The organism is Flavobacterium labens, from assembly GCF_048286755.1.
Classification (GTDB): Bacteria; Bacteroidota; Bacteroidia; order Flavobacteriales; family Flavobacteriaceae; genus Flavobacterium.
The window spans coordinates 243,803-256,973 of record NZ_JBLVPL010000002.1 but is presented as its reverse complement, the minus strand read 5'-3'; the positions used below and the strand labels follow the sequence as shown (position 1 = coordinate 256,973).

The window sequence follows — 13,171 nt, the reverse complement described above, 5'->3', positions numbered from 1 at the left end:
CATTTTTTTTAAACATATATGCCAACTTGTATATATGTATCATAGAATCATACAAAGCCACTCCCTTTTGGGTAGATAGGTATGATAACAGCTATACTTCATTTAATTCAAATATATAAATAATTCTTTACAAATAGTTAAAAGGATTATTTGATAAGTGAACTGGTTTGAGGGATTTTGATGAATATTGTTTTGAAATCGAAAACATCCTAAATAGCCCCGATAGTCCCGAAGCTTCGGGAGAAATCCTTTGCTGTGGCGCAAGCCAAAAGCAAAGATTGTAGCGCATAGCGGGACGAAAGTGATTTTGAAAAACAATCGTTCTGCTCCAAAAAAAAAACCTGCAAGTCCCGATACTTCGGGGTCGCCTGCAGGTTTACTCTAATAATCTAACAATCTAAAAGTCTAATGATCTTATTTAATCATCTCAAAACTTCTTTTTACGAAAGCCGTTAATGCTTCTCCTTTTAATAGGTTTTGTGATAACTTAGCTAAGTCAAGTGCTTGTTTTACCAAACTTTCTTGAGCGTCTTTGTCTTTGTTGTTTAGGATGCTAGTGGCCAATTCAGAGTTAGTGTTGACTACCAAATTGTACATTTCCGGCATATTTCCCATTCCGAACATTCCACCACCGCCTGACTGGCTCATTTCTTTCATTCTACGCATAAATTCAGGTTGCGTGATGATAAATGGCGAAGCATTACTGTCTAAAGCTTCCAGTTGAACTGAATAGGTTTGTTTAGGAACAATAGCTTCTAAAACGGTTTTCAAGTTAGTTTGTTCTTCCTCAGATAATTTAGAAATAGTAGTTTCCTCTTTCTTGATTAAATTATCAATATGATCTGAATCGACACGTACGAAAGTCATGTTGCTGTTATCGCCTTCAATTTTTTGAATTAAATGCGAGATGATTGGAGAATCTAGTAATAAAACTTCATATCCTTTGTCTTTCGCAATTTCGATATAAGAGTGTTGCGCCTCTTTGTTTCCAGCGTATAAAACCACTAATTTTCCGTCTTTGTCCGTTTGATTAGCAGCAAGGTTTTCTTTTAATTCTTCTAAGGTAAAATATTTACCGTCAACTGTTGGATACAAAACAAACGCACCTGCTTTTTCGTAGAATTTATCTTCAGAAAGCATTCCGTACTCTAAAACGATTTTGATGTCGTTCCATTTTTGTTCAAAATCCTCACGGTTTTCAGTGAACAACGATTTTAATTTATCGGCAACTTTACGCGTGATGTAATTCGAGATTTTCTTCACCGCAGCATCAGCTTGCAATCCAGAACGAGAAACGTTCAATGGAATATCCGGTGAATCTACAACACCTTTCAGCATCATTAAAAACTCAGGAACAATTCCTTCTACATTATCCGTTACGTACACTTGATTTTGGTACAATTGGATTTTATCTTTCTGAATTTGTAAATCAGAACCTAATTTTGGGAAATACAAAATACCAGTTAAGTTGAACGGATAATCTACATTTAAATGAATGTGGAATAACGGTTCTTCAAACTGCATTGGGTACAATTCATGGTAGAAATTCTTGTAATCCTCTGCTGATAATTCCGTTGGTTGTTTGGTCCAAGCCGGATTTGGGTTGTTGATGATGTTGTCTACTTCAACTTCCGTAAAAGTTTTGTCTTTATCTTCTTCAGCAACTTCTTCACCCTTTTTTTGCTCTATTTTCTCTGTTTTGGTTCCAAATTTAATTGGAATAGGCATGAACTTATTGTATTTATTCAACAGTTCTTTGATTTTGTATTCTTCCAAGAATTCCAAAGAATCTTCGGCGATATGCAAAATGATTTCTGTTCCACGAGAAGTTTTGTCAGCTGGTTCTAAAGTAAATTCCGGGCTTCCGTCGCAAGTCCAGTGAGCAGCAGGTTCATCTTTGAACGATTTAGTGATAATTTCCACTTTTTCGGCAACCATAAAAGCAGAATAAAAACCAAGACCAAAATGTCCAATAATTCCGGAATCTTTAGCAGAATCTTTGTATTTGTCCAAAAATTCCTCAGCTCCAGAAAACGCCACTTGGTTGATGTATTTTTCCACTTCATCAGCTGTCATTCCCAGACCTTGGTCAATGATGTGTAGTTTTTTACCTTCCTTGTCGATTTTTACTTCGATAATTGGGTTTCCGTATTCTACTTTGGCTTCGCCAATGCTGGTTAAATGCTTTAATTTAAGTGTTGCATCTGTTCCGTTCGAAATCAATTCACGCAAGAAAATTTCGTGATCGCTGTATAAGAATTTCTTGATTAAGGGAAAGATGTTCTCTACCGAAACATTAATTTTACCTGTTGTCATATTATGAATTTTTAAGTTTATTTTAATGGATAAGAGTCTTTCAAATAGAATACCAATTACAATTGAAGTGACAAATTGTCGCAAGCGTTAATTATGATATAAAATAATTTAATTTTGAAACAATTTTCTTTTGATGCATTGTATCTTTGTGTAAGTATTAATTCATTAAATTTAGAAAAATGAGAAAAGTAATTTTAGTATGCACGTTAGCTGTTTTGATGTTCGCATGTAAGTCAACATCAGTGACAAGTACGAATACAGATAGAAAAGCTCAAGTTGCAATGAAAGGAAACTGGACAATAAGTTCTGTAACGTATCCAGGTTCGCAATATGTAAAAGTGAATAGTTTTCAACTTGCGGATTCGGAATGTTTCGTAGGAAGTAATTGGAAATTTGTTTCTAATAATAATAAAGGAACCATGGCTTTGACAAAAGCAAATTGTATGGCATTCAGCTCCCCAATTACATGGTTTGTTAATAATGATGGACAGTTTGTTCTTAAAGTTCTAAATGCTGGAGAGAAGGCTAGAAAAGTGAAAGAAGGTTATATTTTATATGTAGCCAATCAAACTGAATCTTCTTTTCAATTGATTGATAAAATTGATGTAGCAGGAAAAATGACTGATGTTGTGTATCAGTTTCAAAAAGTTAATTAATAAGTAAAAAATACAAATATGAAAAAGATTTCGATAGTTGCAATGGCAACAATAATGATTATAGGTTCAATGTTTACGAGCTGCGAGGCGGTAAAAAACACAAATAATACTCAAAAGGGTGCTGGTATAGGTGCTGTAGCCGGAGCTGTACTTGGAGGTGTTTTAGGAAACAATCTAGGTAAAGGTGGTAAAGGTGCAATGGGAGCTGTGTTAGGTGGTGTTATTGGTGGAGTTGCCGGTGGAGTTATTGGTAACAAAATGGATAAACAAGCAAGAGAAATTGATGCTGCACTTCCAGGAGCTGAGGTAGTTCGTGTAGGAGAAGGAATTAAATTAGTTTTGAATGAAAATGCTGTGCGTTTTGATACTAACAAATCTTCTTTGACCGCTGCTGCAAAAGCTAACTTAGATAAATTGGTTCCTGTTTTTGCAGAATATCCAGATACTAACATTACGATTTACGGATATACTGACAGTACTGGTCCAGCTGATTATAACTTAAAACTTTCTGGAGAAAGAGCAGCCTCAGTTAGAAATTATTTGAATAGCAAAGGTGTTTCTTCAAGTAGATTTCAAGTTACTGGTTTAGGTATTGCTGATCCAATTGCTTCAAATGAAACTGTTGAAGGTAGAAGTCAAAACCGTCGTGTTGAATTTGCTATTACTGCAAATGAAAAAATGATTAAAGACGCCGAAGCTGAAGTGAAAAAATAAGCAAAAATACTATATAAACTAAGGCTGTTTCATCAAGAAGCAGCCTTTTTTTGTGTCTTAATTTGAATTAAACATTGTAAATTTGCACTCTTAAATACAGATGATGCTCGAGATAAAAGATATTTCCTTTACTTACATTGACAAACCCGTTATTGAAAATGTTAGTTTCACAATTTCCAAAGGTCAAAATACCGCTATTATTGGCGAAAGCGGTTGTGGTAAAAGTACATTGCTAAAACTCATTTACGGCTTATATGACTTGGATAGCGGAGCGATAACCTATAATGAAAACCCTATTTTGGGCCCCAAATACAATCTTGTCCCAGGAGAAGATTACATTAAATATTTAGCACAAGATTTCGATTTGATGCCGTACATAACTGTCGAAGAAAATGTAGGTAAGTTTTTGTCGAATATGTATCCTGAGCAGAAGAAAGCCCGCGTTCAAGAGTTATTGGATATGGTCGAAATGACTGCTTTCGCAAAAGTAAAAGCAAAGTTTCTAAGTGGTGGACAGCAACAGCGAGTAGCTTTGGCAAGAGTCTTGGCTCTAGAACCCGAAATTATTTTGCTGGACGAACCTTTTAGCCAAATTGATTCTTTCAGAAAGAATTCGTTGCGCCGCAATTTATTTCGATACTTAAAAGACAAGGGAGTTACCTGTATTATCGCCACGCATGACAGCACCGATGCGTTGTCTTTTTCTGATGAAACAATTGTAGTTCAAAACGGAAAAGTAGTGGCAAAAGGGGATTCCAAATCCTTGTATGAAAACCCAGCTAATAAATACATTGCTTCGCTTTTTGGGGAAGTAAATGAATTGAAATTATCGCAGTTAATAGACCTTGAAGACGATGAAGATGCGAATCTTTTATTGTATCCACATCAATTAAAAGTGGTGGACAACGCCTTGATGAAAGCAGTTGTCAAGCAATGTTATTTCAAAGGAAGTCATTATTTAGTTAAAGCAGCTTTCGAAAGAAGAGCGATTTTCTTTGAACACGATTCTGAATTAGAACTTAATCAGGAAGTATTCTTGATGTTATCTTAAAAATAGAAAACCCCGAAATTACGATTTCGGGGTTTTGTTTTTTATGCGGTTTGAATTAATTCTTCAAATATTTTTCTAAGAACTGATCTTGTTCCCAAAGCAAATGCAAAATATTCTCTTTTGCCACATAACCGTGAGCTTCTTTTGGAAGAATTACCATTCTTGCCGGAGCGCCTAAACCTTTCAAAGCTTGAAAATAGCGTTCGGTTTGCAAAGTAAACGTTCCCGGATTGTTATCGGCTTCACCGTGTACTAAAAGCATTGGCGTTTTCATTTTGTCAGCGTTCATGAACGGCGACATTGTGTTGTATACTTCAGGAGTTTCCCAGTAATTACGTTGTTCCATTTGGAAACCAAAAGGAGTCAACGTTCTATTGTATGCACCACTTCGAGCGATTCCACAAGCAAAAAGGTTAGAATGTGTCAACAAATTAGCGGTCATAAAAGCCCCATACGAGTGACCACCAACGGCTACTTTTTTTCTGTTGATGTATCCGAGAGCATCTACCGCATTAATCGCTGCTTCTGCATTGTCAACTAATTGCGTTATGAAATTATCATTTGGTTCCGTTGTTCCTTCACCAATGATAGGAAATGCAGCGTCATCAAGAACGACATAGCCTTTGGTTACCCAATATACGAACGAGCCATAACTAGGAAATGTGAATTCGTTCGGGTTTTGTGTGCTTTGTCCCGCTGAATTTTTGTCTTTATATTCAGCTGGATAGGCCCAAATTAACAATGGCATTTTCTCTTTTTTAACCTTGTCATAACCAACAGGTAAATATAACGTTCCGGATAATTCGACACCATCTTTACGTTTGTATTTAATCACTTCCTTACTCACGTTTTTGATACTTTCAAAAGGATTTTTGAATGCGGTAATTGGCGTTAGTTTATTTTTTTGTTTGATGTTTCTAAGGTAATAATTCGGGTATTCATTTTTAGATTGGATTTGTACTAAAACAGTTCCTTTTTTGAAATCTTCAATCTCTAATATATCCTCTTTTTTATCTGTGTAAGCTGAGGTGTACAAACGTTTTGCTTGTGCTGTTTTCAAATTAAATTCGCTGATAAATGGAAATTGACCGTTTTTAGTAAAACCATCGCCAAGTAAATAAGCATTGTCATTTTCGATAGCCAAAACATACCTGTTGTATTCGTTTTTTCTAGTTTCAAAATTTCCGGGATCAGCATACACATCCTGCGAATTTCTATCGAAAATTACTTTTGGAGCCTGACTTGGATTCGAAGGATTGATTATATACGTTTTGGTATTACGCGTATCGTACCATTCATCTGAAACAATCGCAACGTTGTCGTTACCCCAAATCATTCGGCTGTAGCGTTGCGGTGTTTTTACCAATGAAGTAGCTGCTGCATCAAATGGTGCGTTCCAAAGAAAAACTTCATCTCTGAATTCCACCTTGTTTGCAGGGTCTCCGCCGTCTAAAGCTTCAGCATACGCTAATGTTGCCGGTTTATCTGTTCTCCAGCTCATGTTTCTTTTTCCTTTTCGAACAGCCATAAAACCTTTAGGGATAATTTCAGTAAGTGGCACTTCATTTACCACTTTTACTTCGTTTCCGGCTTTGTCATAAACTACAGATTTTGATGGAAAACGACTTAACGGAACGATATATGAAAATGGTTTTTGAATCGTAGTTATCATCAAATAATTTCCATCTGGCGAAAAGCTTTCTCCGGCGTACATATCGGCCTTTTTGAATAAAGTTGCGGTTCCGTTCAAGTTCACTTTGTACAATTCAGAAGTCATGATGTTCTCAAAATTGATTTCATCATTCTTGTTTTTCAACATATCCGGATAGGTTCTGTTTTGGGATTTCGCACCATCAGCATTCGAAATTATAGGACCGGTTGGCAAATCTTTTTTGGCATCCAAAAGTGCTGCTCTGTTTTTTGGTAACATTTTCACCAAAATAGTTTCGTTGTCATTCATCCAGCTGAACGGACTTCCAATATTAGCATTTACAATGGCTTCGATTAATTTGGTGGCTTTCGCCGAAGCAACATCAATAACCCAAAGTTCAACACCTGAAGCGGTAGTGTGGGAAAATGAGATTTTTTTATCATTTGGTGACCAAGCGATAGTACTGATGCGAGGATTTGTTGGCAAACCTGTAACCTGTACTTCGTTTAAGTCTTTTATTTTACGTAATTTCAGATTGTTTACATACGTAACTGTACTCGAAATATTTGTAATTGGATTAATTCGCAAACCGCCCAAACGCAGTTCGTCTTGGTTTAAGTCGTCCAGTGATTTATAGGTATTTCTATACGTCAACAGCATGTATTCTTTTTTAGTATCCATCGATACCGAAGGCGCTCTTTCATAATCCGCCAATTCCAAAATGGATTGTGATGGTTTTTGATAGGTTAAGTTTTCTTGTGCAAAAGTGGTTAAGCTCAGTCCCAGAAATAAAAAAAATGGAATTTTTAACTTCATAATTTGAATGATTTTAAATTAGCGTTGGTATTGTCAATAATTGGTCTAAAATAATTCAATGTTGTTACATTTGGAAGCAAAAAACTCTTTTTAACTTTTGCATTGGTTTCAGTTTGCATTCTTTTGATTTTGTTTTCATTTGTGTTCTGTCATAATTTTATGACTGATGATAGCTGTAAAGGATGACAAAAGCCATAAAACTTGTAAATTGACAAAAAAGTGGTAATTTGTGAGCTTATATTTTTAAGTATGTTTTAAATTTGCAACTTTATTTTAATAAAATAACAATAGTATGTATCATTCAAAAATAGCAGGATTGGGTTATTATGTTCCCGAAAACGTAGTGACCAATGACGATTTGTCCAAAATTATAGATACCAATGACGAGTGGATTCAGGAAAGAACAGGAATTCAAGAGCGACGACACATTATAAAAGGAGAGGATACAACGACTTCTATGGGTGTAAAAGCGGCTGAAATTGCGATAGAGCGTTCTGGTGTTGCTAAGGAAGATATCGACTTTGTAGTTTTTGCCACTTTGAGTCCTGATTTTTATTTCCCTGGACCAGGAGTTTTAGTGCAACGTGATTTGGGATTGCGAACCGTTGGTGCATTAGATGTAAGAAATCAATGTTCCGGATTTATTTATGCTTTGTCAGTAGCAGATCAGTATATAAAAACTGGAATGTATAAAAATATATTAGTCATTGGGTCTGAGGTTCATTCTACAGGATTAGACATGACGACACGTGGACGTGGCGTTTCGGTAATTTTTGGAGATGGGGCAGGAGCAGCTGTTTTGAGCAGAGAAGAAGATTTGACAAAAGGGATTTTATCCACGCACTTACATTCTGAAGGGCAACATGCCGAAGAACTAATTGTAAAAGCTCCAGGAATGGGAGGCCGTTGGGTAACGGATATTTTAGCAGATAATGATCCGAATGATGAAAGTTATTTCCCTTATATGAACGGACAATTCGTATTTAAAAATGCTGTAGTTCGTTTTAGCGAAGTAATTAATGAAGGATTACAAGCGAATAATTTACAGGTTTCGGATATTGATATGTTGATTCCACATCAGGCTAATTTGAGAATTTCCCAGTTTATCCAAAAGAAATTTAACTTGACAGATGATCAGGTCTTTAATAACATTCAGAAATACGGTAATACTACCGCAGCTTCAATTCCAATTGCTTTAACTGAAGCTTGGGAAAAAGGAAAAATAAAATCAGGTGATACTGTTGTTTTGGCAGCATTTGGAAGTGGTTTTACTTGGGGAAGTGCAATTATTAAATGGTAATTATTCTTATTTAGATACCAGATTTATCTAATGCTTTATATGAAAACCCCGAAGTTGAATTACTTCGGGGTTTATTTTTTGTGGCCTAACTACTTAGAATTATTTGTTTTAAATTAAAGTGTTTTCAGGTCTTTTAGGTATAGTTGATGCTGTTTTAGTCAAATTTCGTATATTTTTATTATAAGGATTTCTTCGTGTATATCCTATAACGCTATGTTTTTAGCTGTTTGTTAGTATAAAAAAAACGATTCTTTTAAAAAAATAATTACTAAAACGATTTTGTAACTAATTTTATATATATTTGTTACGTAAATATTAATTTTTCTTAAAGTTAGTTTCTTGATGAAAAAAATCACCATTAAAGACATTGCCATAGAGTCCGGAGTATCAATCTCTACGGTATCTTTTGTCCTTAATGGAAAAGGAGAGAAAATGGGAATCAGTAAAGCTGTTATTGTAAAAGTGCAAAATGTAGCTGAGAAGTTACATTACAAACCTAATATGATTGCCAGCAGTCTTCGAACAGGAAAAACAAGATCTATCGGGCTTATTGTTGAAGATATTTCGAATCAGTTCTTTTCTGATTTAGCCAGAGTAATAGAAGATGAAGCTAAGAAGTTAGGATATAGAGTTTTTTATTGTAGCACAGGCGATGATAATGAAAGATCAGCTGAATTAATTCAAAGTTTGCTTCAGGCAAATGTGGATGGTTTTATTATAACTCCAACAGAAAAATTAGAAAAAAGTATTGATCATCTTTTGAATTTAAAAATGCCAGTGGTACTAATTGACAGGTATTTTCCGAATCAAAATGTGAGTCATGTTGTTATGGATAATTATAATGGTGCTTATGTAGCAACAGAATTTTTTATAAAAAAGGGATGCAAAAATATTGCTGTGGTAAACAATACTTCAGAAATGATTCAGATGAAATTGCGAGAGGAAGGATACTCTGATGCAATGAAAGAGGCAGGTATATATGATGAGACACTTACTCTACATTTGGATTATCACAGTAACGAAGAAAGTAAAATTGATGCGATCATTGCCTTTTTTAAAAAAAAATCAGATATAGATGCAATACTTTTTTTAGCTAATTATATGGGTTTAGCTGGGTTGCAAGCTTTTAAAAGAATGGGTTTAAGGATTCCTGAGGATATTTCCATCATTAGTTATGACGACCATTATAGTTTTAAATTGCATTCCCCCTCTATTTCTGTTATTGAGCAACCTATTGATGGTATTGCCGTAAAAGCAGTTCAATTACTCATGGATCAAATGACAAATGGAAATGACTTTTCGATAGAAAAAGTACTTGAAAAAGGGAAACTAATTATTAGAGAATCGGTATAATATTTAATAGGATTAATCATTTTAATTTTTTTTAAAATGGATAATCTGTTTTTTTGATTAATTTGCTAAATCGATTTAGTAAAAATGTTTTAATTAAAAAACTGTGTGACGTTTTAGATCATACATTGAAATTGAGTTCTTATTTTTTTATAAATATTTTAAACCAAAACCAAAAAAAAACTAAAACAATTGCTTATGAAACAAATTTTAGCAGTGTTAGGATTGGTGATGCTCAGCTGCTTTGGCGCTATAGCACAAAACCGATCCATAACAGGCGTAGTCGCAGATGCAGGAAACAAGGGTATTGTTTCTGCAACCGTAAAGGTAAAAGGTAAAACTATCAGTACAATAACAGATTCCGACGGAAACTTTGCAGTCATGGTTCCTTCCGGTAAAGTAACATTGACTGTATCATCTATCGGATTTACTTCAAAATCAGTAGATGTTGCTGAAAGTGAAAATAATATTACTGTTGTGTTGGCCGAAAACACACAAGAGTTAGGAGAAGTAGTTGTTACGGCTCTTGGAATTAAGAAACAAAAAAAATCGTTGGGTTACGCTGTTCAGGAAATAAAAGGACAAAGTCTTGTGGAAGCCAGAGAGCCCAATTTAGCAAATGCATTAGTAGGTAAAGTAGCGGGTTTACAGGTTGTACGCTCGAGTGCTGGTCCTGGAGGATCTTCAAAATTAGTTTTAAGAGGTTTTAATTCCTTGACTGGTGATAACCAACCTTTGATTGTTGTTGATGGAGTTCCTATGGACAACTTTACAGGTGCTACTAATAATGATTATTGGGTTCCGAGTCTTGATATGGGAAATGGTATTTCGGATTTAAATTCGGAAGATATTGAAAGCCTTTCCGTATTAAAAGGACCATCAGCAGCTGCCCTTTATGGATCAAGAGCTGGTAATGGAGTTATTTTGATTACAACCAAAACAGGTAGAAAGCAAAAAGGATTAGGGATTACGTTTACTTCCTCTGTAGGGTTTGAAACTATTTTTACAAGACCTAAACAACAAAACGACTTTGGGCAAGGTGCCGGAGGTTCATTCGATAGGCTTTCTGGTTCGAGTTGGGGACCTAAAATTGAAGGACAAACTGTTATAAATTGGGATGATAAAAGTGAGACTTTGGCTTCCCATGACAATGTTGGTAACTATTTTAGCGGCAGCGGAATAACTAAAAATAATAGTGTTTCATTTCAACAATCGATTCAAAAAACATCTATCTATACCTCTTTCAATCGTATGGAGGATCAGAGTATGATTCCTGGTGCTAGATTGGGCAGAACTAACTTACTGGCAAGAGCGGTTTCTAAATTTGGTGAGGGAGAGCGTTGGACTGTAGATACTAAAGTTCAATATACCAATGCAAAAGCAAACAACAGATCCATTGGAGGACCTAATGGTTCTAATCCATTTTTCTTGTTGAATAATTTTCCAAGATCACTTGATATTACACAATTCAAAGAAGCTACTAATGCGGATGGGAATATGATTTGGTTAGGAAGTGGAAGCGGAATTAATCCTTATTGGGGTAGAAAATATAATCTTAATGAAGATGTAAGAGATCGTTTTATGATGAACGCTTCGTTAAAATATGATATTGCAAGTTGGTTGAATGCTGAAATCAAAGCAGGAGCCGATACGTATTCTAATAGCTCAAATACAAAAACGTATGCTGGTAGTCCTTTAGCTCCTACAGGCAGTTATAGTGTTGGGAAAAGCACTTTTACCGAAACGAATTACCAAGCTTTATTGATTGCTAAAAAGGATGATCTTTTTGGAAAATTTGGCGGTATGGCTACACTTGGAGGTAACTTGATGTCACGTAAATCATCGTCAATAGGAGCTAACGCAAGCCAATTAGAAGTGCCTAATTTATTTTCGATAAATAATGCGATAGGTAATCCATCTGTAAGTGAAGGCTTTAGTGAGAAGTCAATTAATTCAGTATTTGGATCGGCACAACTTAATTATGATGGCTATTTATATTTAGACGCAACTTTTAGAAACGACTGGTCTTCTGCATTAAGTAAAGCAAACCGTTCATTCTTTTACCCGTCAGTAAGTCTTTCGTACGTGTTTACGGATATGTTTGCAGCGATGAATAAAAGCCTTCCAGACTGGTTTAGTTATGGTAAATTAAGAGCGAGTTATGCGTCAGTGGGTAATGATCTTGATCCATACAGGTTAGTGAATGTTTATAAAATAGGTAAGGATCCTAATAGTAATACAACTGCTTCAAGAAATGACATTTTGTTAGATCCGAATGTGAAAAGTGAGTTGATTAAATCAACTGAATTTGGAGCCGAATTGCGTTTTTTCAAAAGTAGATTTGGTCTTGATGTGTCGGTTTACAAATCCAATGCAACCAATCAGCTGATAGATCTTCCTATGGATCCGTTAAGTGGTTATAAATACAAGAAAATCAATGCGGGTAATATTCAAAACAAAGGTGTTGAGTTAGTCGTTGATGGAAAAATATTGACTAATCCAAGCTCATTATTATGGAATGTTTCGGCTAATTTTTCTACAAATAAAAGTAAGATTGTGTCACTTTTTGACGATGTAACAGTTTATACGTTAAGAGGATTTGATAATGTTTCTGTGGTTGCAGAAGTAGGAAAAGCTTATGGAGAAATCTACGGAAGTAAATTTTTAAGAGTTACGGATGAAGCGAGTCCTGAATTTGGACAGTTACTATTAGATGCTTCCGGATTGCCTCAAGAGGCTCCAGGTGGACCAGTAAGTTTAGGGAATCAGCAAGCAAAAGCAATGATTGGTTTTACTAACACCTTTGCTTATAAAGGAGTGTCTTTGTCATTTTTAATTGATGCCAGAATCGGCGGTGAAATATTCTCAGGAACATTATCGGATATGCAGGCAAGCGGAACTTCATCTGTAACAGTAGTAAATGGATTAAGAGAAGATATCGTAGTAAACGGAGTTATTGCAAATGGTACAACTTATGTGAAAAATACAATAGGAGTTACTCCTGAAACGTATTGGGGTAGAGTAGCAGGCTCAGGAAACTTAGGTATAACAGAGGCTAATATATATGATGCAAGCAATGTTCGTCTAAGAAATGTACAGTTGAATTATGATTTCCCTGCTAAGTTCCTAACAAAAACTGCGCTACAAAAAGTTAGTCTAGGACTTTCTTGCAATAATGTTTGGATGATTAAAAGTCATATGAATGGACTTGATCCAGAATCTGTTTTTGCGACTGGTTCTAATGCGACTGGTTTTGAAAATGGTGCTGCACCAACGACTCGTACCTTTTTGGTAAATCTTGCATTGAGCTTTTAATC

Annotated in this window: 8 protein-coding genes; 6 read left to right on the top strand and 2 right to left on the bottom strand. The window is 35.3% G+C overall.

Annotation, left to right across the window (positions count from 1 at the left end; genetic code table 11):
• Window positions 1-414: 414 nt before the first annotated feature.
• A complete protein-coding gene (htpG, locus tag ACNQF8_RS07660; protein WP_395380983.1) occupies window positions 415-2,316 on the bottom strand; it encodes a molecular chaperone HtpG in 1,902 nt (633 codons plus the stop codon).
• Window positions 2,317-2,495: 179 nt separating this feature from the next.
• On the opposite strand from htpG, the gene ACNQF8_RS07655 reads away from it, so the two are divergent.
• The 3 genes from ACNQF8_RS07655 to ACNQF8_RS07645 all read left to right on the top strand — a co-directional run bounded on the left by ACNQF8_RS07655 (window position 2,496) and on the right by ACNQF8_RS07645 (window position 4,737).
• Window positions 2,496-2,972 carry a lipocalin family protein gene (locus ACNQF8_RS07655; protein ID WP_417953173.1) on the top strand — a complete coding sequence of 159 codons (477 nt, stop codon included), beginning with the start codon at window positions 2,496-2,498 and terminating at the stop codon, window positions 2,970-2,972.
• 18 nt (window positions 2,973-2,990) lie between these two features.
• Entirely contained in the window at window positions 2,991-3,686 is a 696-nt protein-coding gene (locus ACNQF8_RS07650; RefSeq protein ID WP_417953172.1) for a YiaD family glycine zipper/OmpA-like lipoprotein, read from the top strand.
• A gap of 103 nt (window positions 3,687-3,789) precedes the next feature.
• On the top strand, window positions 3,790-4,737 hold the full coding sequence (locus ACNQF8_RS07645; RefSeq protein WP_417953171.1) for an ABC transporter ATP-binding protein: 948 nt from the start codon (window positions 3,790-3,792) through the stop codon (window positions 4,735-4,737).
• A gap of 55 nt (window positions 4,738-4,792) precedes the next feature.
• Here ACNQF8_RS07645 and ACNQF8_RS07640 read toward each other — a convergent pair whose 3' ends face one another.
• Entirely contained in the window at window positions 4,793-7,204 is a 2,412-nt protein-coding gene (locus tag ACNQF8_RS07640) for an alpha/beta hydrolase family protein (protein WP_417953170.1), read from the bottom strand.
• A gap of 292 nt (window positions 7,205-7,496) precedes the next feature.
• On the opposite strand from ACNQF8_RS07640, the gene ACNQF8_RS07635 reads away from it, so the two are divergent.
• From ACNQF8_RS07635 to ACNQF8_RS07625, 3 genes are all read left to right on the top strand, one after another.
• Window positions 7,497-8,504: a 3-oxoacyl-ACP synthase III family protein gene (locus ACNQF8_RS07635; RefSeq protein WP_417951820.1), complete on the top strand. Its 1,008-nt coding sequence runs from the start codon at window positions 7,497-7,499 to the stop codon at window positions 8,502-8,504.
• Window positions 8,505-8,846: 342 nt separating this feature from the next.
• On the top strand, window positions 8,847-9,857 hold the full coding sequence (locus ACNQF8_RS07630; protein WP_417953169.1) for a LacI family DNA-binding transcriptional regulator: 1,011 nt from the start codon (window positions 8,847-8,849) through the stop codon (window positions 9,855-9,857).
• 195 nt (window positions 9,858-10,052) lie between these two features.
• The gene (locus ACNQF8_RS07625) at window positions 10,053-13,169 is read left to right on the top strand and encodes a SusC/RagA family TonB-linked outer membrane protein (protein ID WP_417953168.1); all 3,117 of its coding nucleotides are present in this window, start codon (window positions 10,053-10,055) and stop codon (window positions 13,167-13,169) included.
• Window positions 13,170-13,171: the final 2 nt, after the last annotated feature.

Bases quoted from the DNA above. Each gene is read 5' to 3' on its own strand.
- htpG (WP_395380983.1), bottom strand. From the start codon at position 2,316: ATGACAACAGGTAAAATTAATGTTTCGGTAGAGAACATCTTTCCCTTA.
- ACNQF8_RS07655 (WP_417953173.1), top strand. From the start codon at position 2,496: ATGAGAAAAGTAATTTTAGTATGCACGTTAGCTGTTTTGATGTTCGCA.
- ACNQF8_RS07650 (WP_417953172.1), top strand. From the start codon at position 2,991: ATGAAAAAGATTTCGATAGTTGCAATGGCAACAATAATGATTATAGGT.
- ACNQF8_RS07645 (WP_417953171.1), top strand. From the start codon at position 3,790: ATGCTCGAGATAAAAGATATTTCCTTTACTTACATTGACAAACCCGTT.
- ACNQF8_RS07640 (WP_417953170.1), bottom strand. From the start codon at position 7,204: ATGAAGTTAAAAATTCCATTTTTTTTATTTCTGGGACTGAGCTTAACC.
- ACNQF8_RS07635 (WP_417951820.1), top strand. From the start codon at position 7,497: ATGTATCATTCAAAAATAGCAGGATTGGGTTATTATGTTCCCGAAAAC.
- ACNQF8_RS07630 (WP_417953169.1), top strand. From the start codon at position 8,847: ATGAAAAAAATCACCATTAAAGACATTGCCATAGAGTCCGGAGTATCA.
- ACNQF8_RS07625 (WP_417953168.1), top strand. From the start codon at position 10,053: ATGAAACAAATTTTAGCAGTGTTAGGATTGGTGATGCTCAGCTGCTTT.